Annotated in this window: 30 protein-coding genes; 10 read left to right on the top strand and 20 right to left on the bottom strand. The window is 64.4% G+C overall.

From position 1 onward, the window contains the following. Positions 1-80: 80 nt before the first annotated feature. Together RCH11_RS00660 and RCH11_RS00655 are read right to left on the bottom strand one after the other, a co-directional pair. The gene (locus RCH11_RS00660; RefSeq protein WP_327055059.1) at positions 81-755 is read right to left on the bottom strand and encodes a M23 family metallopeptidase; all 675 of its coding nucleotides are present in this window, start codon (positions 753-755) and stop codon (positions 81-83) included. Between the two features lie 336 nt (positions 756-1,091). Further along, positions 1,092-1,622, bottom strand: a complete 531-nt coding sequence (locus tag RCH11_RS00655) for a DUF1697 domain-containing protein (protein WP_327055058.1) — start codon at positions 1,620-1,622, stop codon at positions 1,092-1,094. Between the two features lie 126 nt (positions 1,623-1,748). On the opposite strand from RCH11_RS00655, the gene RCH11_RS00650 reads away from it, so the two are divergent. Next, positions 1,749-2,309: a YceI family protein gene (locus RCH11_RS00650; RefSeq protein WP_327055057.1), complete on the top strand. Its 561-nt coding sequence runs from the start codon at positions 1,749-1,751 to the stop codon at positions 2,307-2,309. A 463-nt stretch (positions 2,310-2,772) separates the two neighbouring features. On the opposite strand, the gene RCH11_RS00645 is transcribed toward RCH11_RS00650, so the two are convergent. Continuing rightward, on the bottom strand, positions 2,773-3,711 hold the full coding sequence (locus RCH11_RS00645) for a cation diffusion facilitator family transporter (protein ID WP_327055056.1): 939 nt from the start codon (positions 3,709-3,711) through the stop codon (positions 2,773-2,775). A gap of 43 nt (positions 3,712-3,754) precedes the next feature. Beyond that, positions 3,755-4,267, bottom strand: coding sequence for a PaaI family thioesterase (locus RCH11_RS00640; RefSeq protein ID WP_327055055.1), 513 nt, complete (start codon positions 4,265-4,267; stop codon positions 3,755-3,757). Between the two features lie 86 nt (positions 4,268-4,353). Here RCH11_RS00640 and RCH11_RS00635 point away from each other — a divergent pair, with 86 nt between their 5' ends. Then, positions 4,354-4,941 carry a TIGR03086 family metal-binding protein gene (locus RCH11_RS00635; protein WP_327055054.1) on the top strand — a complete coding sequence of 196 codons (588 nt, stop codon included), beginning with the start codon at positions 4,354-4,356 and terminating at the stop codon, positions 4,939-4,941. On the opposite strand, the gene RCH11_RS00630 is transcribed toward RCH11_RS00635, so the two are convergent. Next, complete coding sequence (locus RCH11_RS00630) at positions 4,938-5,915, bottom strand: aldo/keto reductase (RefSeq protein WP_327055053.1); 978 nt, start codon at positions 5,913-5,915, stop codon at positions 4,938-4,940. The two genes, RCH11_RS00635 and RCH11_RS00630, sit on opposite strands and share 4 nt — an antisense overlap. Positions 5,916-6,004: 89 nt before the next feature. Continuing rightward, a complete protein-coding gene (locus tag RCH11_RS00625) occupies positions 6,005-7,189 on the bottom strand; it encodes an MFS transporter (RefSeq protein ID WP_327055052.1) in 1,185 nt (394 codons plus the stop codon). A 105-nt stretch (positions 7,190-7,294) separates the two neighbouring features. Between RCH11_RS00625 and RCH11_RS00620 the strand changes: the two genes are divergently transcribed. Next, positions 7,295-7,771 (top strand): Dps family protein, encoded by a 477-nt coding sequence (locus RCH11_RS00620; RefSeq protein WP_327055051.1) that lies wholly within the window; start codon positions 7,295-7,297, stop codon positions 7,769-7,771. Between the two features lie 6 nt (positions 7,772-7,777). On the opposite strand, the gene RCH11_RS00615 is transcribed toward RCH11_RS00620, so the two are convergent. Next, on the bottom strand, positions 7,778-8,278 hold the full coding sequence (locus tag RCH11_RS00615; protein ID WP_327055050.1) for a GNAT family N-acetyltransferase: 501 nt from the start codon (positions 8,276-8,278) through the stop codon (positions 7,778-7,780). A gap of 24 nt (positions 8,279-8,302) precedes the next feature. Continuing rightward, a complete protein-coding gene (locus RCH11_RS00610; RefSeq protein ID WP_327055049.1) occupies positions 8,303-8,485 on the bottom strand; it encodes a PspC domain-containing protein in 183 nt (60 codons plus the stop codon). An 81-nt stretch (positions 8,486-8,566) separates the two neighbouring features. Between RCH11_RS00610 and RCH11_RS00605 the strand changes: the two genes are divergently transcribed. Continuing rightward, entirely contained in the window at positions 8,567-9,196 is a 630-nt protein-coding gene (locus tag RCH11_RS00605) for a DUF1345 domain-containing protein (protein ID WP_327055048.1), read from the top strand. 2 nt (positions 9,197-9,198) lie between these two features. On the opposite strand, the gene RCH11_RS00600 is transcribed toward RCH11_RS00605, so the two are convergent. The 7 genes from RCH11_RS00600 to RCH11_RS00570 form a co-directional block, all read right to left on the bottom strand. Further along, positions 9,199-10,032, bottom strand: coding sequence for a DUF3097 domain-containing protein (locus RCH11_RS00600; RefSeq protein WP_327055047.1), 834 nt, complete (start codon positions 10,030-10,032; stop codon positions 9,199-9,201). Then, positions 10,029-10,301, bottom strand: a complete 273-nt coding sequence (locus RCH11_RS00595; RefSeq protein WP_327055046.1) for a hypothetical protein — start codon at positions 10,299-10,301, stop codon at positions 10,029-10,031. The genes RCH11_RS00600 and RCH11_RS00595 overlap by 4 nt, the downstream gene beginning before the upstream one ends. Before the next feature lie 13 nt (positions 10,302-10,314). After that, the gene (locus tag RCH11_RS00590) at positions 10,315-10,488 is read right to left on the bottom strand and encodes a hypothetical protein (RefSeq protein WP_327055045.1); all 174 of its coding nucleotides are present in this window, start codon (positions 10,486-10,488) and stop codon (positions 10,315-10,317) included. 104 nt (positions 10,489-10,592) lie between these two features. Beyond that, complete coding sequence (locus RCH11_RS00585; RefSeq protein ID WP_327055044.1) at positions 10,593-11,426, bottom strand: SDR family oxidoreductase; 834 nt, start codon at positions 11,424-11,426, stop codon at positions 10,593-10,595. A gap of 57 nt (positions 11,427-11,483) precedes the next feature. Beyond that, positions 11,484-11,636, bottom strand: coding sequence for a hypothetical protein (locus tag RCH11_RS00580; protein WP_327055043.1), 153 nt, complete (start codon positions 11,634-11,636; stop codon positions 11,484-11,486). A gap of 91 nt (positions 11,637-11,727) precedes the next feature. Further along, on the bottom strand, positions 11,728-12,108 hold the full coding sequence (locus tag RCH11_RS00575; RefSeq protein ID WP_327055042.1) for a VOC family protein: 381 nt from the start codon (positions 12,106-12,108) through the stop codon (positions 11,728-11,730). A gap of 426 nt (positions 12,109-12,534) precedes the next feature. Beyond that, the gene (locus RCH11_RS00570; protein ID WP_327055041.1) at positions 12,535-14,061 is read right to left on the bottom strand and encodes a DUF7059 domain-containing protein; all 1,527 of its coding nucleotides are present in this window, start codon (positions 14,059-14,061) and stop codon (positions 12,535-12,537) included. Positions 14,062-14,620: 559 nt separating this feature from the next. On the opposite strand from RCH11_RS00570, the gene RCH11_RS00560 reads away from it, so the two are divergent. Together RCH11_RS00560 and RCH11_RS00555 are read left to right on the top strand one after the other, a co-directional pair. Further along, complete coding sequence (locus RCH11_RS00560) at positions 14,621-15,115, top strand: FBP domain-containing protein (protein ID WP_327055040.1); 495 nt, start codon at positions 14,621-14,623, stop codon at positions 15,113-15,115. A gap of 384 nt (positions 15,116-15,499) precedes the next feature. Then, positions 15,500-15,706, top strand: coding sequence for a VOC family protein (locus RCH11_RS00555; protein ID WP_327055039.1), 207 nt, complete (start codon positions 15,500-15,502; stop codon positions 15,704-15,706). 245 nt (positions 15,707-15,951) lie between these two features. On the opposite strand, the gene RCH11_RS00550 is transcribed toward RCH11_RS00555, so the two are convergent. Continuing rightward, a complete protein-coding gene (locus RCH11_RS00550; RefSeq protein WP_327055038.1) occupies positions 15,952-16,329 on the bottom strand; it encodes a DUF3054 domain-containing protein in 378 nt (125 codons plus the stop codon). 90 nt (positions 16,330-16,419) lie between these two features. Next, a complete protein-coding gene (locus RCH11_RS00545; protein WP_327055037.1) occupies positions 16,420-18,162 on the bottom strand; it encodes an APC family permease in 1,743 nt (580 codons plus the stop codon). A 292-nt stretch (positions 18,163-18,454) separates the two neighbouring features. Here RCH11_RS00545 and RCH11_RS00540 point away from each other — a divergent pair, with 292 nt between their 5' ends. Together RCH11_RS00540 and RCH11_RS00535 are read left to right on the top strand one after the other, a co-directional pair. Further along, complete coding sequence (locus RCH11_RS00540; RefSeq protein ID WP_327055036.1) at positions 18,455-19,369, top strand: helix-turn-helix transcriptional regulator; 915 nt, start codon at positions 18,455-18,457, stop codon at positions 19,367-19,369. Further along, positions 19,366-20,145: an alpha/beta hydrolase gene (locus RCH11_RS00535; protein WP_327055035.1), complete on the top strand. Its 780-nt coding sequence runs from the start codon at positions 19,366-19,368 to the stop codon at positions 20,143-20,145. The genes RCH11_RS00540 and RCH11_RS00535 overlap by 4 nt, the downstream gene beginning before the upstream one ends. Before the next feature lie 78 nt (positions 20,146-20,223). Here RCH11_RS00535 and RCH11_RS00530 read toward each other — a convergent pair whose 3' ends face one another. Beyond that, positions 20,224-21,810: a cation:proton antiporter gene (locus RCH11_RS00530; protein WP_327055034.1), complete on the bottom strand. Its 1,587-nt coding sequence runs from the start codon at positions 21,808-21,810 to the stop codon at positions 20,224-20,226. 133 nt (positions 21,811-21,943) lie between these two features. Between RCH11_RS00530 and RCH11_RS00525 the strand changes: the two genes are divergently transcribed. Next, a complete protein-coding gene (locus RCH11_RS00525) occupies positions 21,944-22,444 on the top strand; it encodes a DUF427 domain-containing protein (protein WP_327055033.1) in 501 nt (166 codons plus the stop codon). A gap of 51 nt (positions 22,445-22,495) precedes the next feature. Here the strand turns inward: RCH11_RS00525 and RCH11_RS00520 are convergent, their stop codons facing one another. Beyond that, positions 22,496-22,987: a CarD family transcriptional regulator gene (locus RCH11_RS00520; protein WP_185201090.1), complete on the bottom strand. Its 492-nt coding sequence runs from the start codon at positions 22,985-22,987 to the stop codon at positions 22,496-22,498. A 199-nt stretch (positions 22,988-23,186) separates the two neighbouring features. On the opposite strand from RCH11_RS00520, the gene RCH11_RS00515 reads away from it, so the two are divergent. Further along, positions 23,187-24,131, top strand: coding sequence for an SDR family oxidoreductase (locus RCH11_RS00515; protein WP_327055032.1), 945 nt, complete (start codon positions 23,187-23,189; stop codon positions 24,129-24,131). A gap of 20 nt (positions 24,132-24,151) precedes the next feature. On the opposite strand, the gene RCH11_RS00510 is transcribed toward RCH11_RS00515, so the two are convergent. Beyond that, positions 24,152-25,618, bottom strand: coding sequence for a sugar porter family MFS transporter (locus tag RCH11_RS00510; protein ID WP_327055031.1), 1,467 nt, complete (start codon positions 25,616-25,618; stop codon positions 24,152-24,154). Positions 25,619-25,729 lie beyond the last annotated feature (111 nt).

Here is a 25,729-nt window from a genome sequence, read left to right as displayed (position 1 = left end):
CACGCTATCCAAGGAGTCTGAGAACGACGCTCAGCCAGCCGGCCAGAGGGAAGCGGTCGCCGTCGATGTCGATTTACCAGCTAGCCCAAACGCGAGTGCATCCAGGCGGAGGGGTCGACCGGCACAGTGCCGCCGACCCGGATCTCGAAGTGGAGGTGGGCGCCGGTACTCACGCCGGTACTGCCAACGAGACCGATCGGCTCCCCCGCGAAGACAGTGTCACCGACGTGCAACGGCATCGACCCGGCCTGCAGGTGGCCGTACGCACTGGTGACGGTCTGGCCGTCAATCACATGCTGGATCGCCACATGGATGCCGAGGGCCGTCCACCCGGGATTATTGGTCTCCACGACGACTCCCGATGCAATTGCGTGCACCGGTGCTCCAAAGCCTGGGTCGAAGTCGACACCTTCGTGATGGGACGAGCAACCCGAACACGGCGATACTCGCGGTCCGAAGCCGTCGCTGATGGGGCTCGACGGATCCACCGGCCACCGGAGCGGCGGCGGAACAGTAACCCCGTAGGCATCCCGGGCCACGGCTGCGGTCGGAGGGAGATCCCCCACGATCAGACTTTGCGGGGAGAGCGTCCGCACCAGCGGAGTCGCCGTCGCGGCGGCGTAGGCCGGCACCCCGAAGCCCAGCGCGATCACTGTGGCGAAGGATATTGCTGCCGCGGCGAGGCCCCCGCGCACGGTCTTCCCGGCTCGCACCTGACGCCGGTGGAGCACGGAGCGGCCGGTGATGGCCGTCAATTCTGGACGGTATTCGGCCGGAACGGCCGTTAATCCGCGAATTCGGGCGCGCGTAGTGGGATTCACTGACACTCTCGGCACCTGAGAATCTCCGGTTATCCGCGGCGGCATAATCGCTGCGACGAAAACGCCCAAGCGGGCGACGACACACGAGACATCGCGCGACGGTGGATGCTTTCCGAAACGGGTGGGAAACCGGGTCTCGACTGATGCCATCACAGGCGAAATGTTCTCACCGTCGGAACACATTGTGGGTCGAAGCCCCCCTGCACGCCGGGTACAAAGCTTCGCGTTCCCTGTGAAGGAGGGGTCGTATGGCTCCTCCCCACGGCGGAATCAGCCGCCGAGAAGAGCCCTCAACTTCTGTGCCGTATTCCAATTCCGAGCCGTTACCGGCGCGTCGAACTGCTTCCAGAATGACCTCCCGACGCGGGTGTGGAGGCTGCCATCCGGCATCCACTGGTACACCGCACCCGGGCCGACGGCCAGCAGTTCGGGAGCAAGGGCGCTCGCATCCGGTAGCTCGAGCGACGCGGGCATCGAGGTCACAAACGTGACGAAGCTCTTCGATCCATCGGTCACCTCGGCGGTGAGCGGATTCGCGTCGAGAATCGTCAAAAACTCCGCAGAATCAAGCAGCAGCACGCTCGAGTGAACTCCGGTGGCGGCGAGAACCACCGCTTCCATGTGCGCCGAAGTGTCGGCCGACACCACCGCGCGGGACCCGAAGACGACGTTTCCGCTCCGCAGCACGGTGGTGACATCCGTGTATCCCAAGTCGGAGAATGCCGATGCGAGCTCGGCCATGGAAACCGCTTTGGCGCGACCGACATTGATCCCACGGAGCAGCGCGATGTACTGGTGCATGGAATGAGGCTAACGAGGATGCGGCGGCCCCCCGGATGAGGCGGGAAAGAAAACAGTTCGCAAAAGTTTCATGACTTGTTCCCATAGTCAGGAATATCACCCAGGTTCATACGCTTGCATAGGTTTATGACAACTACTTCTGACATCCACCCCGCTTACGTCGCCGGCACCTGGGCGCTCGACCCCACCCACTCCGAGGTCACTTTCTCGGTGAAGCACCTCGCCATCAGCAAGGTCCGCGGCATCTTCGAGCGCTTCACCGCGTCCATTGTGACCGCCGAGGACCCGTCCAAGTCGACGGTCGAGGCCAGCATCGAGGTCGCCTCGATCAACACGAACCAGAAGGACCGAGACAAGCACCTCCGTACCAACGACTTTTTCAAGGCCGACGAGTTTCCAAACATCACCTTCACCTCCAGCAGCGTCGTGCTGACCGGCGACGACATCACCGTCGTGGGTGACCTCACCCTCCGCGGCGTCACCAAGTCCGTTACCCTCACAGGCGAGTTTGGTGGCACCGTCACCGATGGCTACGGCCAGACGAAAGCGGGCTTCACCGCATCCACCAAAATCAACCGCCACGACTATGGAGTGAGCTGGAACGCCGCCCTCGAGGCTGGCGGACTCACTCTCGGCGACGAGATCAGCATCAACTTCGAGCTGCAGTTCATCCTCGAGACCGCATAGCCTCCCCCGGCAAAAGGAAGGGTCCCCGCCTCGCGGGGGCCCTTCCTCGCGTGGTGCCTCTTGTCCGGTGCCTGGTGCCTGGTGCCTGGTGCCCGGTGCCAGCAAGCCCGTCGCCTGGTGCCAGGTGCCTGGTGCATGGTGCCTGTTGCCTGTTGCCTGGTGCATGGTGCCAGGTGCATGGTGCATGGCGCCTGTTGCCCGGCACCTGGTGCCTGTTGCCTGGCACCTGTTGCCCGGTGCCTGGTGCCTGTTGCCTGTTGCAAATGCAGGACGGGACGTGACAGGAGTGGCGGATGAGCCTCATCAGCAACATCCGTCACAGATGTTCCTGCATTTGCCACCCCGGGAGCGCCGGAGACTGCCACATGGGGAGCGCCGGAGACTGCCACACAAGGAGCGCCGGAGACTGCCACACGGGGAGCGCGGGAGACGGATGTCGCGACGCACACCTGGCCACGGGAGACTAGCGGTGCTGGCCGACCTCGTGGTCCGCGTGCTCCTCCGGCTCCAGCTGGAAGGTGGAGTGCGCCACGTCGAAATGGTCGGCGAGGCATGCACTGAGGGAGTCGAGCAATTCGTCCGTGCGATTCTGGCTGAACACCGCCGGGTCAACCACGACGTGGGCAGAAAACACGTTGGAGCCCGGCGTGATCGACCAGACATGCACGTCGTGCACCGACACCACACCGGGCTTCGAGATCACGTGCTCGCGGATGAGCGCGACATCCGTTCCGCGCGGTGTTCCCTGGCTGAGCACACGGATAACATCACGCAGCAGGCTGAGCGCCCGGGGCACAATCAGAGCGGCGATGGCGAGGGATGCGATCGCATCCGCTCGCTCAAACCCGGTGAGCAGGATTACGATGGCTGCCACAATCACTGCCACCGACCCCACGAGGTCACCGAGCACCTCGAGATAGGCGCCGCGCATATTGATCGAGTCTTTCGCCCCGCCCCGCAACACGAGCAGGCCGGCCGCGTTGGCGACCGCTCCGAGGCTGGCGACGAGGAGCATCAGCGGCGCCTGTACCGCTCCGACCGCAGGATCAAGCAGGCGGGTGACCGCCTCGACGACCACGAAGGCCACCACCACCAGCAGGATGAGCCCATTAGCCAGGGCACCGAAGACCTCGGCGCGACGGTGGCCGAAGGTCTGGGCATCCGTTGCCGGCCGCGCCGCCACACTCAGAGCGACAAGCGCCACCAGGAGTCCGGTGAGGTCCGAGAGCATGTGGCCGGCATCGGCGAAGAGCGCAAGCGACCCGGAGAGAATGCCACCGATCACCTCGATCACGAGCACGACCGTGACGATCCCGATCGTGATCAGCAGGCGCGCCCGATTCGCCCGGCCGGCCTGGGGATCCAGGCCGTGCGAGTGGCTGTGCCCGTGTGCGTCGCTCACCGCACCAGTCTAGAAACAAACGCTGAGCAGGGGCCCGTCGCGATCAGACCGGGAAGACCAGCAGTGTGCTGCTCGCGGTGGCGATGAGTTTTCCCCTCGAGTCATGCACCGTGCCCTCGGCGAAAGCCGCCCGACTTCCCGGTTTCGTGACAATGCCGACGGCGGTCAGCTGGCCGGTGTCGGCCATCACCGGCCGGAGATAGCTGATCTTGATCTCCAGAGACGTGTAGCCCTGGCCTTTCGGCAGGGTGGTCTGCACCGCGCAGCCCAGCACCGAGTCGAGCAGAGTGCAGACGAGTCCGCCGTGTACCGTGCCGATCGGGTTGTAGTGCGACTCGTCCGGATCGCAGGTAAACGTGACCCTGCCCACCTCGGCAGCGACCGGTCGCATCCTCATCAGGTTCACGATGGGAGGTTGAGGCACGCTGCCGGCGACCAGCCCCTGAATGTACTCGAGCCCGGACATCGTCTTCGCCAGGGCGGCGCCCACCAGCGGATCTTCCCAGGTGACGGTTCTCGAACGATCGATGGGGGATGATTCGGCCTCGCTGCGCATCGGATGGTCCTTTCCCCGACCAGCCTAAGACCGCCCTGGCGCCCGTCCTGCGGGAATGCCTACGCCTGCCCAGCGTTGGTACCTGCATGGACTCCCGCGAACAGACCACCCTTCTCGACTGGCTTGCCCTGCAGAAGCAGGCCCACCGTGAATTCGGAGGGCGGCTGAGCGAAGTCACAGACTGGGATGCGCCCACCCCCGACGCCGAATGGAATATTCGCGACCTGGTGACTCACGTGGTTGAGGAGCAGCAGTGGGTGCCCTACCTGCTCGCGGGATCCACCGTCACGGATGCGCAACGCAGGATCCAGCCGCTCGGGGATGACCTTCGCGCCGAGTGGAGGCTGTACTCCCTTGCCGCGACCGCCGCCTGGGACGCCGCCGTCCCAGAGGCACAGGTGAGCCTGTCGTACGACACCGTGCCCGTGATCGACTACCTGCGCGAGCAGGTGAGCGACGTCACCATCCACTCTTGGGATCTCGCGCGCGCCGTGGGTGCCGACGAGACCCTCGATGAGACCCTCGTCGCGGGCGTCTGGACGGTGTTCGAACCGCAGCGAGACACGCTCTCCGCAAGCGGCCTGTTTGCGGTGCCGGTTCCGCTGCCAGAGGATGCGCCGCTACAGTTGCGCCTGCTGGCCCTCACGGGACGCGACGCTCGCCCGGGAGTCTAAAATCCCGCAACAGCGTGCGGGATGTAGTGCTCGGTCAGCAGTGCGAGCTCGTCGTCCGTAAGGTCGAGCTCCGCCGCCGCGACCGCGTCGTCGAGATGCTCGAGCCTGGTGGCTCCGACGATCGGGGAGGATACGGCCGGCTGCTGCACCACCCACGCAAGCGCGACCTGAGCGCGCGGCACACCGCGGGCCTCGGCGACGGATGCCACCGCATTCGCCACCCGGCGGTCGGACTGCTCGGACTGGACGTAGAGGGTTTTTCCGAACTCATCCGTCTCGGACCGTGACGATGACGCATCCCAATCCCGCGTGAGCTTGCCGCGGGCGAGGGGGCTCCACGGCAGCACACCGGCGCCCTGGTCGAGGCAGAACGGATGCATCTCGCGCTCTTCCTCGCGGTTGATGAGGTTGTAGTGATCCTGCATCGACACGAAACGCGTCCAGCCATTCAGGTCGGCCGCGTGCTGAGCCGTGGCGAACTGCCAGGCGAACATCGACGACGCCCCGAGGTATCGGGCTTTGCCAGACGTGACCACGTCGTGCAGTGCTTCCATCGTTTCCTCGATGGGCACGAGGGGATCCCAGCGATGAATCTGGTAAAGGTCGATGTAGTCGGTGCCGAGGCGACGGAGGCTCGCGTCGATCTGCTCCATGATGTGCCCGCGCGACAGCCCTCCACCGTTTGGCCCCTGACGCATCTTTCCGTGCACTTTGGTGGCGATGACGACCTCTTCGCGCGTCGCGTATTCGCCGAGAGCCCGACCCACGATCTCCTCGCTTGAGCCATTCGAATAGACGTTGGCCGTGTCGAATGTGGTGATACCGAGCTCGAGTGCGCGGCGGATGAACGGACGGCTCTGCTCCTCCGGCAGGCTCCACGCATGATTGCCGCGACCCGGGTCGCCGTAGCTCATGCACCCGAGCGTGACCGCCGAGATCTCGAGGCCGCTGTTTCCCAGTCGCGTGTATTCCATTGTTCCAGTCTGCCCCCGCTGAAGCCGGTCATCCGCTTCGTGGCGATGCTGGGCCTCGGAGAGGCAATCTTCCCAGGGTCCCGAGAGGGTCAGGTCGCGACTGGCGCTCGGGATCGTCCCGGCATCCGCAGTGCATAGGCGGATGCTCCGACGAAGAACACTGCTCCAACGGCGAAGGCGACCGGATAGGAGACCGTATCGGCGAGAAAGCCGGCCACAAGCGGTCCGATGATCGCGCCGAAGTCCGAGAACATCGAGAACACCGCGACCGGTCGCCCGCCCGAGGCGCCGGCGACATCCCCGACCGCAGCCGCCGGAGCCGTCCCCATGAAGGCCGCTGCCACCGCGTAGACACAGAGCAGCGCGGTGAGTGCCCAGAAACTCGTGACGAAGGGGATGGCCGCGATGGTGACGGCCGCGACCGCGAACGAGCCGACGATGGCCGGCTTGCGACCGACGGTGTCGATGAAGCGGGCCGCGGGAGCGAGCGCGATGGCCTGGGCGACCGCGGAGAAGGCGAAGGCAACACCGGTCCAGGCACTCGGACCGCGCAGCACCTCGACGATCAAAACGGGTACAAGCGAATTGCGCACTCCGAAGGAGGTCCAGCCCTGGGCGAAGTTCGCGATGCACGCGGCGCGGAATCCACGGTCGCGCAACACCTCGCGAAACGGGATACTCACCGTGGTGCCCGATTCAGTCGGTGGAGCGACCGTCCGTGGCCGAAGGAGCAGGATGCCGACGACACCGGCGACGGCGAGAGTACCGGCGTAGAAGAAGAACGGAGCACTGAGCGAGATCGTGGCAAGCAGTCCGCCGAGTGCCGGGCCCGTCATCCCTCCGATGAGGAAGCCTCCCTGGTAGAAGCCGATGGACCGTGCGCGCATCGCGGTGGACGTCGATCCGATCAACAGCGTCATCGCCGACACCGTGAACATCGCCGAACCGATGCCCCCGATGCCCCGCAGGATCAGCAGCTGCGGATAGTTCTGGGCGATACCGACCAGCCCGCTCGAAAGCGCGACGATGCCTATGCCAATCGAGAGGATGGCGCGCTCTCCCGCCCAATCGATCAACCGACCGCAGAAGGGACTCGAGACGAAGCGCAACAGCGCGAACGCGGAGACAACCGCACCGACCTCTGCGTTACCGACACCGAAGCTGCGCACGTAGACGGGCAGCACCGGAACTACGACGCCGAAACCCACCATCACGAAGAAGGCGATGACGCCGAGCACGACAACGTCCCGCGACAGTCGGGGCTTCCGCGACACGCCCGTAGTCACAGTTTGGAGACCTGGGCGAGCGGATGCATTCCCCCAGCGTATTGCGATGAACGGCGGGTTGAACCCACGGCTGCCGCGTGTACCGTCCCGTATATGAAAGCAAATAAGCAACTCTCCGACAATCTGCAGGCCGTGCTCGTTGATCTCATCGAGCTCCACATCCAAACCAAGCAGGCACACTGGAACGTCGTTGGCATCAACTTCCGCGACACCCATCTCATCCTTGACGAGGTTACTGACGCGGCCCGCGAGCTCTCCGATGAGGTGGCGGAAAGGATGCGCGCGCTGCACGCCCTGCCCGACGGTCGCTCTGAGACGGTGACTGCCACCTCCACACTGTCCAAATTTCCCGAGGACCAGATCGACACGGCCGAAGTCGTCAGTCTGATCACCGCTCGACTCGATGCCGCCGCCGCGACGTGTCGCCGGGTGCACGACGAGGTCGACGAGGCCGACCCCACTACCGCCGACCTCCTGCACAAGGTCATCGAGACGCTCGAGCAGTACGCCTGGATGGTGAGCGCGGAGAGCCTCAAGCCGCGCAAACGAAACGCGACAACGGGGCTCTAAGCGGGCTCAGACCGCGGTGGCGAGCAGGGCGACGGTGACGGATCCATTCTTCGTCTCCTGCTCGCCGACGCGGGTAAAACCCAGACGAGCGTGGAAGGCGAGCGACTCCGGATTGGGTGGATTGAGGTTGACCTCGCAGGTCACCTCCCGAAGCCCTCCGGTTCGAGCAAGATCGAACACAGCCTCGTAAAGCGCTCGCCCAATCCCGGCGCCTCGCCGCTCTGCATCGATAACGATGCGGTCCACGTATAGGAAGTCCGAACTTCGGGCGTCAAAAAAACGATAGTTTTCGCTGGCGTAATCCGCCCCGGAGTGCATTCCGATCACGAAGCCAACCAGAGTGTCGTGATCCCGCACTGCGAGAGTGAATCCGGCGGCTCCGAGAAGCGCCGCCATCTCGGTTGCGGAGGTGATCGGTACCGCTGGCGAGGCGGCGTCGTTCAGCTCGACAAGGCGCGGTACGTCAGCGAGGGTGAGAGCGTCGAAGCTCGATAGGGGCGAAGTCACTCTCCCAGTCTGCCGTGCCGGCGGCTATTTTTCTGCGGGTACGAAGATCCACAGGGCGATGTAGATCAGGAACTGTGGCCCCGGCAGCAGGCAGGACAGGATGAACACGAGTCGCACCACATTCGCGCTCCAGCCGTAGCGATTCGCTATCGCCGCACACACTCCCGCGACAACGCGGCCAGATTTCGGTCTTTGTAGCACAGCCATGAGCCCATCCTGCCCGCTATTCCCGAGCGACGCGATGTGGTTATCCCGCGCAACCGAGAATGTGGGTGATCTAATCGGTTCATGCACCGCCATCACACCACCATCCGCTTTATCCTGATGCTCGTCATCGGCATCATCGCAACCCTCGTCACCGGCAGCCTCGGCGCATGGACCTATGCCCCTACCGTCGGGTGGTGCTTCGCCGCGCTGCTCTACTCGTCGACAGTGTGGCTGGGGATCGCCAAACTCGACGCGACTCAGACACAGAAACAAGCGATCGTAGAGGAGCCCGCCCGGGCAACCGCAGACCTGCTGGTGGTACTACTGAGCGTCGCGAGCCTGTTCTCGGTGGCCTTCGTGCTCGTGCAGGCCTCGCAGGCGCATGGGCTCGCAAAGGGGCTTCTCGCCACCCTCGCCCTGGTGAGCGTGGCGCTGTCGTGGATCCTACTTCACACGCTCTACACGCTGCGTTATGCCAGCCAGTACTACACGGCCGACAAGGGCATCGACTTCAACCAGGATGCACCCCCGCGGTACGCCGACTTCGCCTATGTGTCCTTCACCCTCGGCATGACGTACCAGGTATCGGACACCAACATCACCAACCACACGATCAGATCGACGGTGCTTCGACACACCCTGCTCTCGTTCGTGTTCGGATCGGTGATCCTTGCCACCACCATCAATCTCGTGGCTGGCCTCTCCCACTGAGCTCAGCCGGTCACAAAGTCGATCAGCTGCTCCACCCGACCGAGGACCACCGGCTCGAGATCGGCATAGGTGCGCACCTGGCCCAGGATGCGCCGCCAGGCTCGGGCAATATCCGCCTGGTCCTCGTGCGGCCAGCCGAGCGCCGCACAGATACCATGCTTCCACTCGACCGAGCGAGGGATCTCGGGCCAGACCTCGAGGCCCAACCGCGCCGGCTTGACCGCCTGCCAGACGTCGACGAACGGATGCCCCACCACGAGCACGTGAGCGCCGAAGGGACTGCGCGCCACGGCATCCGCGATGCGACTCTCTTTGGAGCCGGCAACGAGGTGGTCGACCAGCACCCCGATCCGGCGGCCGGGACCCGGAGCGAACTCGCGCACGATGGCGTCAAGGTCGTCGACGCCATCGAGGTATTCCACGACAACGCCCTCGACCCGCAGGTCGGCGCCCCAGACTTTCTCGACCAATTCCGCGTCGTGCCGGCCCTCCACGAAGATACGACTCGGCAGGGCGACCCGCGCCTTCTGGTCGGCAACCGCAAAGGAGCCGGAAGCGGTACGCGCGCTGCCCTTCGAAACGACCACCGGCGCGGTAAGCGTAACTGGCTCACCCTCGAGGAGATATCCCCCGCCGAGCGGGAAGAGGCGCACCCCGCCGCGGAAGTCCTCGAGATGCACCAGCTTGTTTTCGACGCGCAGCACGGCGCCGCAGAAGCCGGTGTCCGCCCACTCAATCACGAGATCCCTCTCGGCGGCGACCTGACGGACGGTCTTTCGCTTCGCCCCGCGCCAATCCCCGGCGAGGGCATCCTCACCGTAGTCGCCAAAGGTCATTCCGAGTCCCTCACCGGTGGCGCGAGTTCGAGGAACCTCTCGTGCACCTGGGCGGAGGGAAACGGGCCATCGCCGTCGGAGTTGGACTGCGGCTCGTCGAATTCCACCCACCACATCCGTCCGCCGCCGCCGCGACCCCAGACCCCCGCGAGGGCAGATCCACCGGAGCGCACGATCACTCCACTCGGTTCATCCGGCCATAGCGAGGACTCACCGGCGGTGGCAGCACGAACGAAGACCTGCGCGCCAACGCCAAAGTCGTCGGACATGGTGCGTACCGACCTATCCGTCGACGCGCTTGAGCACGTGGAACGGAATCGCGAGCGAGAGAGCGACACTCGCAATCCCACTGAAGAAGAGGATGCCGTGGGGAGCGTCCGGCTCGAAGGCGTACCCCATCAGAACGATACCGAGCAGGAAGAGGCCGAGCGAAATGACAAAAGCGATGATTTTCACGAAGGGTCCTCCTGGGGAATCGACGGCGGTCTGCCCAGTCTACGGATCCGCCGCGGTGCTGCCTTTTCGCCGCGGGTCGGGTGATCAGGAAGGATCGGCGCGGCCTACTTCGCCGGACCCTGCGCCTCGATCGACACGTCGTTCCATTCCTCCCAGACCGCGATTCGGCTCGCATAGTCCGCCTTGGCGGTACCGAGCGGCGATTCGCCGAAAAAGATACGAAGTGGTGGCCGGTCTGCGTCGACGACTTTGAGGATGGCGCCGCGGGTGGCGACGGGATCGCCCGGGGCCGCGAAACGCTGCTTGCGCGCAGCATCCACGGCCTCGTGCAACTCGGCGTAGTCCGCGAGCGGCTCGGAGCGCTTGGACGAGGATCCGCTCCAGTCGGTCGAGAATCCACCGGGCTCGACCAGGGTCACGAAGATGCCGAAGCCCGCGACCTCTTGGGCGAGTGACTGCGAGAAGCCCTCAAGTGCCCACTTCGAGGCGTGGTAAATGCCGACCAGCGGGAAGGCGCTGATTCCGCCGATCGACGACACCTGGATAATGTGCCCGCTGCGCTGCGCCCTCAGGAAAGGAAGCGCCGCCTGGGTGACCCAGAGCGCGCCAAAGAGGTTGGTCTCCATCTGGGCACGGGCCTCGTCCTCCGTGATTTCTTCGACGAATCCGAAATGACCGAATCCGGCATTGTTGATCACAACGTCGAGGCGTCCGAAATGCTCGTGCGCCTGAGCGACGGCCGCAGTCGCCGCCTCCTTGTCGGTGACGTCGAGCGAGATCGGCAGGATGGCATCGCCGTACTGCTCCACCAACTCGGCCAGGCTGTCAGTGTTGCGCGCCGTCGCGGCGACCCGGTCGCCGCGGTCAAGAGCCGCAATGGCCCACTCGCGGCCGAAACCGCGCGACGTACCGGTGATGAACCAAACTTTTTCAGACATGTTTCCTCCAGAGTTGCGGATGCGAGGGACAACAGTTGCCCACCGCGGTGGTATTCCCTATTCGTTCGTGTTGGTCGCGCCTACCTTCGAGAGCGGCTCCGCCACATCCTCCAAGGACTGACGCTCCGCGTTGGTTCCGAAGATCATTGCGACGACTACCTGTCCGACGAGGTAGACCGAGCCGGCCACGCCAACCTGCACGGCGCTCATGTGCAGGTCTTTGGCGAATCCTGCCGAGGCGACAATTTGAATTTCGAGCCCGTCCAGGATCCAGGCGACAGAGAGCCCGACAGCAGGAGGGCTACCGCGAGCTGAGCACCGAAAGCACGTTTCCCGCGGGGTCGAGGAACCACGCGATATCCGGTCCGTTGCCGCGCATTATGCCTTTAATGACGCTCGGCATCACATCGTCCGGATAGATCTTGGTCGTCACCCCGCGGGCGTTGAGGTCGTCCACCGCAGACTCAACATCGTCCACCGGGAAGTTGAGGATGGTGAAACTCGCCGGGGTGTGATGGGGCTTCCCATAGATGAGGATCATCGCTCCGCTGGCGAGCTGGAGCTCGAGGAATCCCATCTCGTTTGTCGTGACGGGCAGCCCGAGGGTCTCGCCATAGAAGGTGCGGGCCCCATCGATGTCGTCGACGGAGAAGCCGCTGAACGCGCCAGTGCTGGTAAACATGGAGTCCTCCTCGGACAATTGGGCGTGACCTGCGCTGTCAACACTGGCACGTCAACTGCGGCCGCGGCCAGCCTTTTGATGCTGCGAGTGGCGGTTTCATGATCGTGACTCTGCCGGGAGATCAGTTGGAGAGCCTGGCGCGAATGTTCGGGTCAGGCCAGCGCAAACCGGAAAGTCGCAGACATCGGCTGTGGGCCCGGGCGGGTATCTGCTTCTCGCCTTCCAAACCGGCGACGAACCCCGCCATATCAGTCACGTGTACGGCCATGACGTGGACCTCGACGCCTTCCGGCTGAATCCCGACCGCATCACGGAGATGTTGGAGAACGCCGGGCTGACGGCGCACAGTCAGCTCGTTCGCATGCCCGACGAATCGGAGAAAACACCGCAGGCTTTTCTTCTCGCGCGAAAACACCTGTCCCGGGGTCAGCTGAGCGGCCTCAGAAACCCTGTCGTCACGAGTTCGCGGATGCTCGGCAACAGGTCCGTCGACAGTGCGGCCGTATCCACCTCGAGCAGTTGCGCGATAGCGGCGATGATGGCCCGCACGCTGAGTTCCCCATCGCAGGCGCCGACGAGGGCCGCGAGCCCGGTGCTGAGGCGCACCGAGCGCCCAAATCCACCGCCCTGCCGCAGGGTCATCACCGTTGGGTCTGCTGCACCCGGCCAGTAGTGCCGCTCCTCCGTAACATCCGGAGCCAGCTCGAGCCGCTCCCGTCCTAGCTCCTCGTCGGTGCGGGCAGACTGCCAGTCCGATGCCGCAAGGGTTTCGGCGATGTGCACGCCGAGGCCTCCCCCGGCGGTGCCGTTGAGAGCGCCATCCAGCCGCTCCAGTCGTCGGAGGCCCTGGGAACTCGCCCTCAGCGTGAGGTAGCCGAATCCCACCGACGTCACGCCGCGTTGCTCGAAGTCGTCGAGCCAGGCCCCGTACAGCCGGTCGAATTCGGGGCCGGGGCGAGTGCCGCCATCGCGGATCCAGGTCTCTGAGTAAAGCGCGGCGTCCTGCACCTCACGTTCCACCACCCAGGCGTCGAGGCCGGTGGAGGCGACCCAGTCGCGGACGCGGTCGAGACCGTTGGCACCGTTGGCACCGTTGGCACCGTCACGATACTCCCAATTGCCGAGCAGCTGCGCGATCCCGCCCGGCTCAAGGTGCTCGGCCAACCCGGCAATCACCGACGCGACCAGGGCGTCGCCCACCATGCCTCCGTCCCGGTATTCGTAGGACGGAACGCCCTCGGCCCGGGGCGTGATCACGAAGGGCGGGTTCGACACGATGTGCCCGAACCGCTCCCCCACCACGGGCTCGAACAGGCTACCGAGCCGAAATTCGATGTTGCGGATGCCGTTCAGCTCCGCGTTGAGCGCCGCGATCTCGAGAGCGCGGGGCGATATGTCGGTGGCGACCACCCGGGTGGCATGACGGGCGGCATGGAGGGCCTGGATGCCGCAGCCGGTACCGAGGTCGAGGGCTGAATCGACCGGCGTGCCGACCATGAGTCCGCTGAGCGTGAGCGAGGCACCGCCAACGCCCAGCACGTGGTCTTCGCGCAGGGCGCCGCCGACGGTGAGCTCACCGAGGTCGCTCGCGATCCACCAGCTGCCCACCCCGTGGGCATCGACGAAGCTGTAGGGGCGCAGGTCGAGCGCTGCGCGGAGTCCGTCGCGGTCCAGCGAGACGAGCCCGAGTTGGATCGCGCCGTCGATGCCCAGCGCGGGGAGGGCCGCGGCAAGCTGCTCGGCCGAAACCGGCATGCCGAGCACAAAGAGACGGGCGAGTACGCCTGCCGGGGTCTCGGCGGCCGGCCCGGCCAGCGCACGAACTGCCGGCACCCGCTGCCCGCGGTGGAGGGCCGCATCCGCCCGCTCTCCCCACAGTCCGGTGAGGGTGTCGACGCTGAAGCGAGCGTTGAGGAGGTCGGAGCGGAGCTGGGCGATCGATTCGAGGTGCACTCCGCAAGTCAACTGCATGCGAGTTGATTGTGCGTCCCGGCGGAGTGCCAGTGAAACTATGACGCATTTCGGGTACACCCTCATGACCGAACAGAGCATGCCGACGCAGCTGGTGAACCACACCGTGCCGGCGGAACAGCTTGGCTGTGATTTCGAGGCGTCGAGCGATCACTATTCGCCGTGGCTCACCTCCCAGGGCCACGCGCCCGCTGTTGGAAAAGCTGCGAGCGTGACGATCAGGATGCACCGATACGGTGAAACCCGCAGGGTTTCGCCCTGCCAGACTCAGGAGTTCCCATGGCCCAGACGACCGCGATCCTTTACACCATCCTGATCACCATTACCGTGTTCGGTGGTGTGGGCGTGATCACGGCGCTTATCGCCATGTCGAAGTCTTCCTATCATGAATAGGGAAAGCACTGGCGCTCTCCTCGAGTAGTGCACGTGTGTCCCTCACACCTTCGCAAAACAGGGTTCCCTTGGGTCAACGCCTCACCGCAGCCGATTACGCTGGAATGGTTATGCAGTGCGTCAACGATTCCGTGCCCGCGAGGAGGCCATGAAACCGCTCACCGAATCCGACATCCGTCGAAGTATAGTCAACGCATCGAAAGGTGAGATCCAGCGGATGCCGCTGCCCGGCCTGCACGAAGTGCTCTGGGATGAGCGGGAATACCTCGGCTGGCGTGACCACGGTGCACCACTGCGCGGCTATCTTGTGCATTGGGTGGATGACCGCCCGGTCGGCATCGTTCTTCGGGCGTCCGGCGCAAGCATGAGGCCGGGCATCTCGGCGATGTGCTCCCTCTGCCGCACTCCGCAGCCCTCCGACCAGGTTGCGCTCTTTTCGGCGGCGCGGGCCGGGCAGTCCGGTCGTGACGGCAATACCGTAGGAACCTACATCTGCGCCGACCTCGCCTGTTCGATGATAATCCGCATCATTCCCCCCGCGTCGCCGATGCAGCCTGACCCCGCCGAGGTCGTGGCGAAGCGGGCCGATGGGCTTCTCGCCCGGGTACAGAATTTCACCGCTGACATCATGAAGACGGCCTGATCCGGCGGTTACGGATCGCCCGATCAAAACGACGAAGGCCCGGAACTCGCTCTCGTTGTCGAGCGATGTCCCGGGCCTCCGGTCGAACTCAGCCGTTGGGCTTGTTCGCTGCTTTGGTCTTCTTGTCGGCGCGCTTCTCCTTGAGGGACTTGGACGCCACGGTCTTCGAGGTTGACTTTTTCGGTGACTTGTCGGCCATTATGAGCTCCCTCGGATCGGGAGCCCGGATGGCTCCCTGTCTGCCTTGAGAATACGCCGTCTGGACTGGCGTCGCACCTGTGCCGCCACGGTCGGTGGTATTGCGCTCGGGCGCAGGGTGCACGACCTTGGAGGGCACTGCCGCAGAATCACCCCAACCGGCGAACGAACAGAGGAGGACCCCTCGTGCCTATCCCTACCGATATCGCGCTCGGCACCCCTGTCTGGCTCGACCTGCAGAGTTCCGACATCGCCCGCTCGATCGAGTTCTACACGGGTGTCTTCGGTTGGACAAACGAGCAGGCGGGCCCCGAGTACAACGGCTACGTCAACTTCTCGAAGAACGGCCCTCGCTATCACCGCGAACGGCGGGCACGTCTTCTTCACCCATGAGCTGCATGCCACGGACTAGGAACGCGCGCTCACGTTCCACCGCGACGCATTCGGCTGGACCGTCACGGTGATGAGCGACTCGGAAGATTTCCGCATGTCGACATTCAGTGTCGGTGGTGATCCACTCGGCGGCACCCAGCTCGACGGGTCACCTACTCGCCGTTCGGGGGGTGAGCCGCTTAGCCGACTCGACCGGGGCTCTGCTCACGATCATTCAGGTGATGTAGCCGAAGTCGGATTTCGTGTCAGGCTCGGCGTGCTCTCCGGCGAATCACGAACTGCGCGATCCCCCGCCAGCCGAGCAGAAAGATCGCGAGCACCACGGTCGTGACGATCACGAAGCCGAGTTGAACCCCCTGTCCACTCACCCCGCGTAAGAGCATTCCGACGATCACCGTCGCGGCCCAGATCGTGAGCCCGGTCCAGCGCAGCGAGAACGGCGTGCGCCACGCCCGTGCGCCGATCCACCCGATCGCGAGCCCTGCGAGGAAGGGCCAGAGGGTCACCAGAGCGCCAAGCGGGCCCTCGTTATGGCTCGCCCTGCCGATCAGCACGAAGGTGGCGACGAGCACCACATCAACGATGGCCGCCAGAAGAGCGGATGCCACGGGGTTTTGTTTCACCAGTCGACCCTACGACACCTCCGAGTGGGCAATTTCGGCTCACAATTTCGGGTTTGGGATCCGTTTTCGCCCACTCGGCGACCTGTGGCGCTATTTTTCCGCGGGCGGCAGAGGGGGCGCGGAGGGGGCGCCGGGCAGCTCCTCGCCGGTGACCGCATCCATCACCGACTGTCCTGGTGGAAGATTCGAGAGGTCGGGCGCGATGAGTTCGGGCATCCGTCCGGAGTCCGGCAGTCCGAAGGTGGGAACGCGTCCCTCGCCAGGGGAGAGCACGAAGTCGTCGGAGCGACGCGGAAGCGTTTTGCCCTGGAAGAACTCCGGCTGGCGAAGGAACCAGAGGAACATGAGCACCGCGCCGATCAACAGCCCGAGTACGCCAACCACTGCGGTCGCTCCGATACCGAAGATCGTCACGTTGTGACCCTTGTTGTCCTGGATCCACTCCGGAAGCGCGAACTGCTGCAGCCCGTAGACGAAGACGAGGAGCAGGATGGCTCCGCCCACGAACGGGAAGAGGCCTCGCATGATGAAGTGGCGAAACGACGAGGTCAGCGTCTTTCGATAGAACCAGACGCAGGCGAATCCCGTGAGTCCGTAGTAGAACGCGATCATCAGTCCGATGGATCCGACGAGCGCCCGAAGCAGGGTATCGGCCCCGATCAGGGTGAATAGCAGGTAGAACGCCGCCGAGACGATCCCCATGCCGATCGTCGACCAGGTCGGCGTGAGGTACTTCGGGTGGATGCGCGCGAACTTCGCCGGGATCGCCTTGTAGACAGCCATGGAGAGCGCGGTGCGCGCCGTCGGCAGGATCGTCGTCTGCGTGGACGCGGATGCCGAGGTAAGGATGGATGCGGCGAGCAGCAGGAGCAGGATGTGTCCGATCACGCTGTTTCCGAACAGCTGCGGTCCGATAGCGGAGAAGACGTCGCTCGCGTTGTTGGGATTTCCGAGGCCGACGCCCTTCGTGCCGATACCAGCGAAGGCGACGACCGCGACCGCGACGAGGGCGTAGGTCACCAGCAGCAGAAGCGTGCTGATGATCGCGGCGCGACCGGGCGTCTTGGCCGGATCGGCGGTCTCCTCGTTGACCGAGACGGCGGTATCCCAGCCCCAGTAAATGAAGATGGCGGTGAGCATCGCGGGAGCGATCACCTTCGTGAAGTCGAGGGTGAATGGATTGAACCAGTCGAGGGTCGGCACCAGTGAATAGCTTTCCGCGTTACCGGAGTAGACCCGCACGAGCGCGAATGCGGCGAAGGCGATGAGGATGATGACCTCGATACTGAGCAGGAAGTACTGGAGTCGCGCGGAGATCTCGATACCGCGGTAACAGATCCAGGTCATCAGGGCGATCCAGAGGAGGCCGGCCACTGTCGACCAGAAGGTGCTGCTCGACAGGTCGGACATGCCGGGGACGCCAAATTGACCGAGGAGGGTGAAAGTGTACGAGCCGGCAATCTGGGCCAGGTTTGCCATGACGATGACGTCGGCGACGATTATTCCCCAGCCACCCATCCAGCCGGTGACCGGCCCGAACGCGCGGGTCGCCCAGGTGAATGTGGTGCCGCAATCGGGCTCTGCACGGTTGAGTTCCTGATAGGCCACGGCGATGAGATACATCGGGATGAAGGCGAGCAGCACGATGCCCGGGGCCTTCACCCCCGCGAGGAGCGCGCCGCCGCTTGCGACGATCAACCCCAGACTCGCTGCGAGGCTATAGGCCGGAGCGGTGGATGCCACCCCCATGACGATGCTGGAGATGAGGCCGAGTGAACCGCCCTTCAGCCCCTTACTGTCCACATCGCTCGTGGTCGGATCAGTTGCGGTCATGCGCACACTCCTTGCCTGCAGGCCGCCGGTGGAACGGCACAACCGGGTAGCGGAGATCGCTCGTCATCGAACGACTTATGCGGCTCACACTAGTGCCGAATCGTGTCGGACTTTCGACACATTTCTGCGGATTAAGTGTTTTTCGCCTCTTTATTACGATGAGATCGTCTGCGGTTTCACCATAAAGCCGATCAAATGGTCCGTCGAAGGTAAACCGGCCGAGTCGATGGGAGCTCTGCCGGGAGGCGGATCGGCGCTGCCGGGGCCCCTCGGTTCTGCGTATGGTGGTCACATGCAACCAGGCAACCAGTTCGGCGAATTCTTGCGCGCCCGGCGCGAACTCCTCACCCCGGAAGATGTGGGCCTTCCGGCCACCGGACGTCGACGCGTCCAGGGCCTGCGTCGGGGGGAAGCCGCCCTCGTATCCGGCCTCTCGCCGGAAGACTACCTGCGGCTGGAGCAGGGGGTCGAGCAGAATCCGACCGATGATGTGCTTGACGCACTCACTCGCGCGCTCAAACTGGACGACGATGCCGCTGCAGCCCTGCGCAATCTCGCTCGGCCGACACCCCTTGCGAACCGCGAATCCACGAGCGCCGAGGCATCACACGGCGAAGCACCCGAGGGGCTCGTCGGCCTGATCGACACCTGGCCGAACCAGGCCGCCTGGATTGAGGGACGGCTCACCGAAGTGCTCGCCGCCAATCCCCTCGCCCGCGCGCTCTCCCCGCTCCTCGCACCCGGAACCAATCTCATGCGCTCCGTGTTTCTCGATCCGGCCGCACGCGAGCTCTACACCCGGTGGGACGAGATGCTCGTCGCCACGGTCGCGCGTCTGCGCACCCTCATCGGCCCGGACATCGACGACCCGGCCCTCGCCCAGCTGGTGGGCGAACTCTCCGTGCGCAGCGGCGAGTTCCGCGCGCTGTGGGGTGCCGCCGAACTCCCGACAGAGGGCGACACGATCACCCGCCTGACGCATCCGCAGGTGGGGGCGCTCGAGCTCGAGACAGAGCGCCTGGCCATCGGCTCCCCCGGCGAAGCCTCTTTTGGGCAGTTCCTCGTGATCCTCCATGCGCAAGCGGGCTCCGATTCGGAGACCGCTCTTCGCCGGCTCTCCGCAATCGCCTCCGGAAAGTCACCGGCCGAAGCTAAGCGCATCCTTCCTGCCCCCGTGCCGATCGAATCGAAGCGCCGCCTTCCGTGACCCGGGCTGCTTCCACAGGCCCTCGCGTCATCTCCCGGATCGGCCGACGCGCCGTCCGGGTGCTCATTGTGATCGTCGTACTGTTGGTGCTCGCGATCGTCGCTCTGGTCACCTGGGCGAATATCGTCATGCAGGGTGAACGCGGGCCGGCACTCTTGGCCTGGCGTGACCACCGGGTCGCCATCACTTCAACAAATCACTCGATAGTTCTCACCCCACGCTCCGGAGCCACGGGCACGGGTCTCGTCTTCATACCGGGCGCAAAGGTCGATCCCTATGCCTATCTCTACAAACTCTCCGGCATCGTGGAGAAGGGGGTGACCGTCGTGATCACCAAGCCGACCCTCAATCTCGCCCTCCTCGACCAGAGACCGCTCTCCACCTTCACCGCCGATGCTCCCGAGGTGACCCGCTGGTTCGTCGGGGGCCACTCGCTCGGCGGCGTGCGCGCCTGCATGCTGGCCGCTTCGACCGCGGAACCGGATGTCGCGGGCCTCGTGCTCTTCGGCAGTTATTGCGCCAACGACCTTTCGCATACCGAGCTGACCGTGCTCAGTATCGGCGGAGAGCGTGACGGCCTGAGCGCGCCAGCCAAGATCGATGCGGCGAAGCACATGCTGCCATCATCCGCCACCTTCGTCGAGATCCCGGGGAGTAACCACGCCCGCTTCGGCGACTATGGAGTGCAGCCGGGCGACGGCGTGGCGACGATCTCGAGCGCCGCGGCGCGATCAGAGATCTCCGCGGCGCTGGCACGGATTCTCGTCGGCGATTAGAGTACGGGCCAACACGAGGGCAGACCCGTTGGACACCGCCCTGCCGCTGACGAGCTGTCTGGTCGGCCGTTCCTGAGTTCAGCTGTCATTCCTGTTGTTGTGCCGGATCGCCCGCACCGCCACTTCCTCGGCATCGATCGAGGCGAGGATGGCACGCACCGCCGGCTCCTGGTAGCGGCCCTCCCTGCGGGCGACCAGCACCGCTGCACGCTCGGCATCGATCATCGCAAGTCTCAGGCGCCCGAAGACGGCCTGGGCCGGTTCCACGCCGTCGGTACCGGGGCTGAGCAACGGTTCCCCGAGCCGGGCTGCGTCGTTGCGGAGACGATCAATGACTGCCGCGTCATCCGATTCCTTTCTCTCGGAATCCAGCTGCACGACACCGGCCGCCCGAGCCTCCGCCATCAACATCTGTGCCTCGACGAGTTCCTGGTCGGTGTTCGGTGGCGGCAACTTCAACCGCCGGATGATCAGGGGCAGGGCTAATCCCTGAAGCAGGGTGCCGATCACAACCGCGAAGGCGAGGAATTGCAGGAATGGTTTCTGAGGGGTTCCGTCGGGGAGGAGGAACACCGCCGCGAGTGTCACCACACCACGCATCCCGGAGAATCCGATTGCCACGGTGGTGTTCCAGCTCATGTCGCGCCCGCGGAAATGTTTCGGTCCGAAGCGGTAAAAAGTACGAACGGAGACGATCCAGGCGAACCGCGCCGCCACGAGGAAAAGCAGCATGCCCACTGAGATGAGGATCGTCTCGACGACGCTGAAGCCCGAGTTTGCGACCCCGCCAAGGATGCCCTTCAGATTAAGTCCGATGAACAGGAAGACGGAGTTCTCGAGGAGGAAGCGAATGGTGCGCCAGTTCACCGAGTCTGCAATGCGCGCCTGCGCCGACTGCACGACGGGCGCGTTGACCCCGACGATGAGGCCGGCGATCACGACGGCGAGCACCCCAGAGCCGTGGAGCAACTGCGTAGGAATAAAGGCGACGAATGGTGTCACCAGCGACAGGCTGGTATCGAGCACCGGCGCCTTCAATTGCTTCCGGATCGCGGAGAGGCCGTATCCCGCTGCGAGGCCGAAGCCAACGCCGACCACCACCGCGAGCACGAAATCCCCGGCGACCGCCCACGGATTGAAGGTGCCGACGATCGCCGTAATTGCCGCTGACAGTGCCACAAGTGCTGCGGCATCGTTAAAAAGGCTCTCCCCCTCGAGAATCGTGACGAGCCGACGGGGCAGATTGAGGCGACCGGAGATCGAGGTCACCGCCACGGCATCCGTCGGGGCGACGACCGCGGCGAACGCGAATCCGGTGGCGAGCGTGATCGCCGGCACGATCAGCCAGGTGAAGAATCCGACGACCACGACCGTGAACAGCACGAGCCCTACCGAGAGGGCGAGAATGCTGTCGCGTCGGGCTCGCACATCAACCAGGGAGGTGCGGATCGCCGCGGCGAACAGCAGCGGAGGCAACAGCCCGTAGAGCACGAGCTCCGGTCGCACTTCGATCCGTGGCAGCCCAGGGACGAAGGAGACGAGCGCACCAACAGCCACCAGCGCGATGGGTGCGGACCAGCCAACGCGACGCGAGAGACCCGTCACGGTGACCGCCACGAGCACGAAAGACACGATCCAAATAATGGTCATAACGGAGTCATTCATGTCGGCATCCCTTCGGTCTGTGCTGCAGTTTTAGGGTAGATCGTGAGGGGGCAGAGCGTTTGAGGGCAGAGCGTTTGAGCTTCGAGCACGACACACTCGGGATCAGTCCAGATTCGAAGAGCAGGATTTCACTATGCGTCCTCCCGTTCGCCCCGTCGTTCCCGCCCCCGGCCAGGAATCCGTCTGGGACTACCCCCGCCCGCCCCGCGTCGAAGCAACTACCGACCGCATTCGCATCCGATTCGGAGGCGAGACGATCGTCGACACGACGGATGCCGTGCGGGTGCTCGAGACGAGCCATCCGCCGGTCTACTATCTGCCCCGCTCCGCGTTCCCGGGGGGTTCGCTCGTACCGGCCCCCGGCTCCAGCTTCTGCGAGTTCAAGGGTGCCGCGAAGTACCTGACGGTGCTCGCCGGCTCAGCCCAAGCCGAGTCTGCGGGCTGGTACTACCCGAACCCGAGCCCCGGGTACGAGTTGTTGGCGGACCGCGTCGCAGTGTACCCCTCGGCGATGGACTCCTGCGAGGTCGCCGGCGAGATCGTGACACCGCAGGACGGCGACTTCTACGGTGGCTGGATTACCTCGAAAGTTGTCGGACCGTTCAAGGGTGAAGCAGGAACGAGTGGATGGTAGCGCCCACCAGTGCGTTGACCAGACGGGGCGCTCACCAAACGGGGCCCGAAGCTAGACCGAGACGGTCGCCAGCACTTCGTCGAGTACCGCTGAGGCTTCTTCGTCAGTGGAATTCTGGGCGAGTGCGAGCTCGGAAATCAAGATCTGTCGGGCCTTGAGCAGCATCCGCTTCTCGCCAGCCGACACGCCGTGGTCCTGGTCGCGGCGCCACAGGTCGCGCACGACCTCGCTGACGCGATAGACGCTGCCACTACCCATTTTTTCGGTATTGGCCTTGAATCGGCGGGACCAGTTGCCTGGTTCCTCGACCATGTCGCTGCGCAGCACGTCGAAGACCGCTTCGACTCCGGCGCTGTCGATTACGTCACGCACTCCGATGAGCTCGACGTTTTCGATCGGTAATTCGATCGTCAGGTCGGTCGCGTGCACGTTCAGGGTGATGTATTCCTTCGGCTCACCCTTAATTGTTCGCGTCTTTACCGCGGTGATTGTTGCAGCGCCGTGATGGGGGTAGACGACAGTCTCTCCGACTTGGAAAATCATGCGGTAATGCCTTCAATCGTTGATTCTGTATCGCAGGCACCTATCGCACGCGACACAAGCGCGAGGGGAGCGGGTAGCTGCCTGGAGGGACATCGAGCGGTTCCACGTCCGTGACCGTATACAGGATAACGTATGGGGGCTCGATTATATTTCCCACTGACCGGTCGGAGCCCGGAGGTGCCGGGCGTAGCCTTCGACCATGACCAACACTCTGCGTGATGTCGCCGTGCCTGACCTCTCCGGACTGCTTGCCGTCGTCACCGGAGCGAACAGCGGTCTCGGCTTCGCACTCACCTCTCGTCTCGCCGCAGCCGGAGCCGAGGTGGTACTCGCAGTCCGCAACTGGGCCAAGGGCGAGGAGGCGGTCGCCCGGGTTCGAGCGGAAATTCCGACGGCACGACTCCGGATGCTTCCCCTCGATCTCTCCTCGCTCGATAACATTGCACGCTTTGCGGCGATGCTGACCGCCGAGGGTCGACCGCTCGACCTGTTGATCAACAACGCCGGGGTGATGATGCCGCCGAAGCGGGGCACGACGCAGGATGGCTTCGAGTTGCAGTTCGGCAGCAACTATCTCGGTCATTTTGCGTTGACCGCCCATCTTTTGCCCCTGCTGCGCACGGCGGAGGCGCCCCGAGTGGTGTCGCTCAGCAGCCTCCTCGCCCGTTCCGGTCGATTCGACTGGAATGACCTGCAGAGCGAAAAGCAGTACAGCCCCCTGCGTGCGTATGGGCTCTCCAAGCTAGCGATGCTCGTATTTGGTCGCGAGCTTGATCGGCGGAGCGCTGAGGCCGGATGGGGCATCCGCAGTTACGCGGCCCACCCCGGTTCCACCCTCACCAACCTGCAGGTGACTGGGCCGCAGTCCGGCGGCACGAAGGGTGGCGCTCTGGCAACCTACCTGAAGCTGACCTCGGGAATCTCCTGGCTCTGGCAGCAGGCACCACGGGGTATCCTGCCCGCCCTGTACGCCGCTACGAGCATCGATGCCGTTGGCGGCAGCTACTACGGACCGGGCGGATTCCTCGAGCTCACCGGCCCTCCGAAACTCGCCGTCGTGCCACAACGCGCGCTGTCGGAATCGGATGCCGCCCGCCTCTGGACCGTCTCAGAAAATCTCACCGGGGTTTCGTTCTCCGGCTGACTCGCCTCGGTACGTAGCGGTCAGCCGCGCGCGGAATCCTTCTGCGGAGGTGCCTTACCCGCCTTCGCGCTCCCCTTCTGCGGCAGTAGCGTGTTCGCTTCCTCCAGCGACATTCCGTTCGTCTCGGGGATGAACCGGGAGACGAACAGGAACGACAGCAACGCGAACGCGGCGTATATGCCGTAGGTGAGCACAAGCGAAACCGCGGCGAGCGGAGGGAACGACACCGTCACCAGGAAGTTGGCGATCCATTGCGCTGCCGCGGCAACACCGAGCGCGCGAGCACGAATGCGGGTGGGAAAAATCTCGCCGAGCAACACCCAGACCACCGGACCCCAGGATGCCCCAAAACTCACGACGAAGACGTTGGCGGCGACGAGGGCGATTGGTCCCCACGCTCCCGGGAGCGAGGGTGCTCCCTTCACCACATCCGCCTGGCTGAAGGCGATGGCCATGGTCGCAAGCGACAGGGTCATGCCAGCCGATCCGACGAGCAGAATGGGGCGACGGCCCACCCTGTCGACGAGCGCGATCGCCACGAACGTCACCGCAATGTTAGTGACCGCGGTGATCACCGAGATGGTGAAGGAGTCTTTCTCCTGGAAGCCGACAGACTTCCAGAGCGTGGTCGAGTAGTAGAAGATCACGTTGATGCCTACGAACTGCTGGAACACCGACAGGATGATGCCGATCCAGACGATCGGTTTGAGGCCGAAGCGATCGCCACGCAGCGCGCCCTTCTTCGATCCCTCCACATCCGTCTTGATCGCGTCACGCATGTCACGGATGGCTCGCTCCACATCGTCGTCCGGCCAGATGCGCGCGAATATCGTCCGCACCTCGTCATCGCGCTTTTTCAGCACGAGGAAGCGGGGAGACTCGGGAAGAAAGAAAGCGATCGCGCCGTAGATGACGGCCGGCACGATACCGGCGAGAAACATCCAGCGCCAGGCTTCAAGCCCCAGCCAGAAGGTCGCGCTCGCGGTGCCGGCGGCATTGGCGAAGATCGTATCTGAGAGAAGGGCAGCAAAGATTCCGAGGGTGATGGCAAGCTGCTGCAGGGAGGCGAGACGCCCACGAAGCTGGCGCGGTGAGATCTCGGCGATGTAGGCCGGAGCAATCACCGAAGCGATTCCGATGCCGAGTCCGCCGACGAGACGCCAAACCACGAGATCCCACACGCCGATCGAGAGACCGCACCCGATCGCGCTGGCGAGGAAGAGAATCGCGCCTACGATCATCGCCGGGATTCGTCCGAATCGGTCGGCGAGACGGCCGGCGAGGTAGGCGCCCACCGCGCAGCCGATCAGGGCACTGGCTACCGCGAGCCCGGTGAGGGACGCGGAGAGGGAGAACTGTTTTCGCACGGCATCGACCGCGCCGTTGACCACCGACGAATCGAAGCCGAAGAGGAAGCCACCAACCGCGCCGGCCATCGCCAGAGCGATGACTTTCACAGTGGTGCGGGGACTGGTGGTATCTGACATCACGGACCTTCGATCAAAAATCAAGCGCTCCATTTCACCCTACGCTCGTCCCTCACGGCGATTTCATGGGTTGCCAGGCAGGGCGGGCAGGGGTATCCGACTGACTTTTGG

Source organism: Glaciihabitans sp. GrIS 2.15 (assembly GCF_035984695.1).
Classification (GTDB): Bacteria; Actinomycetota; Actinomycetes; order Actinomycetales; family Microbacteriaceae; genus Lacisediminihabitans.
The sequence above is the reverse complement of the archived record's forward strand: the minus strand, read 5'-3'. Positions and strand labels throughout refer to the sequence as shown.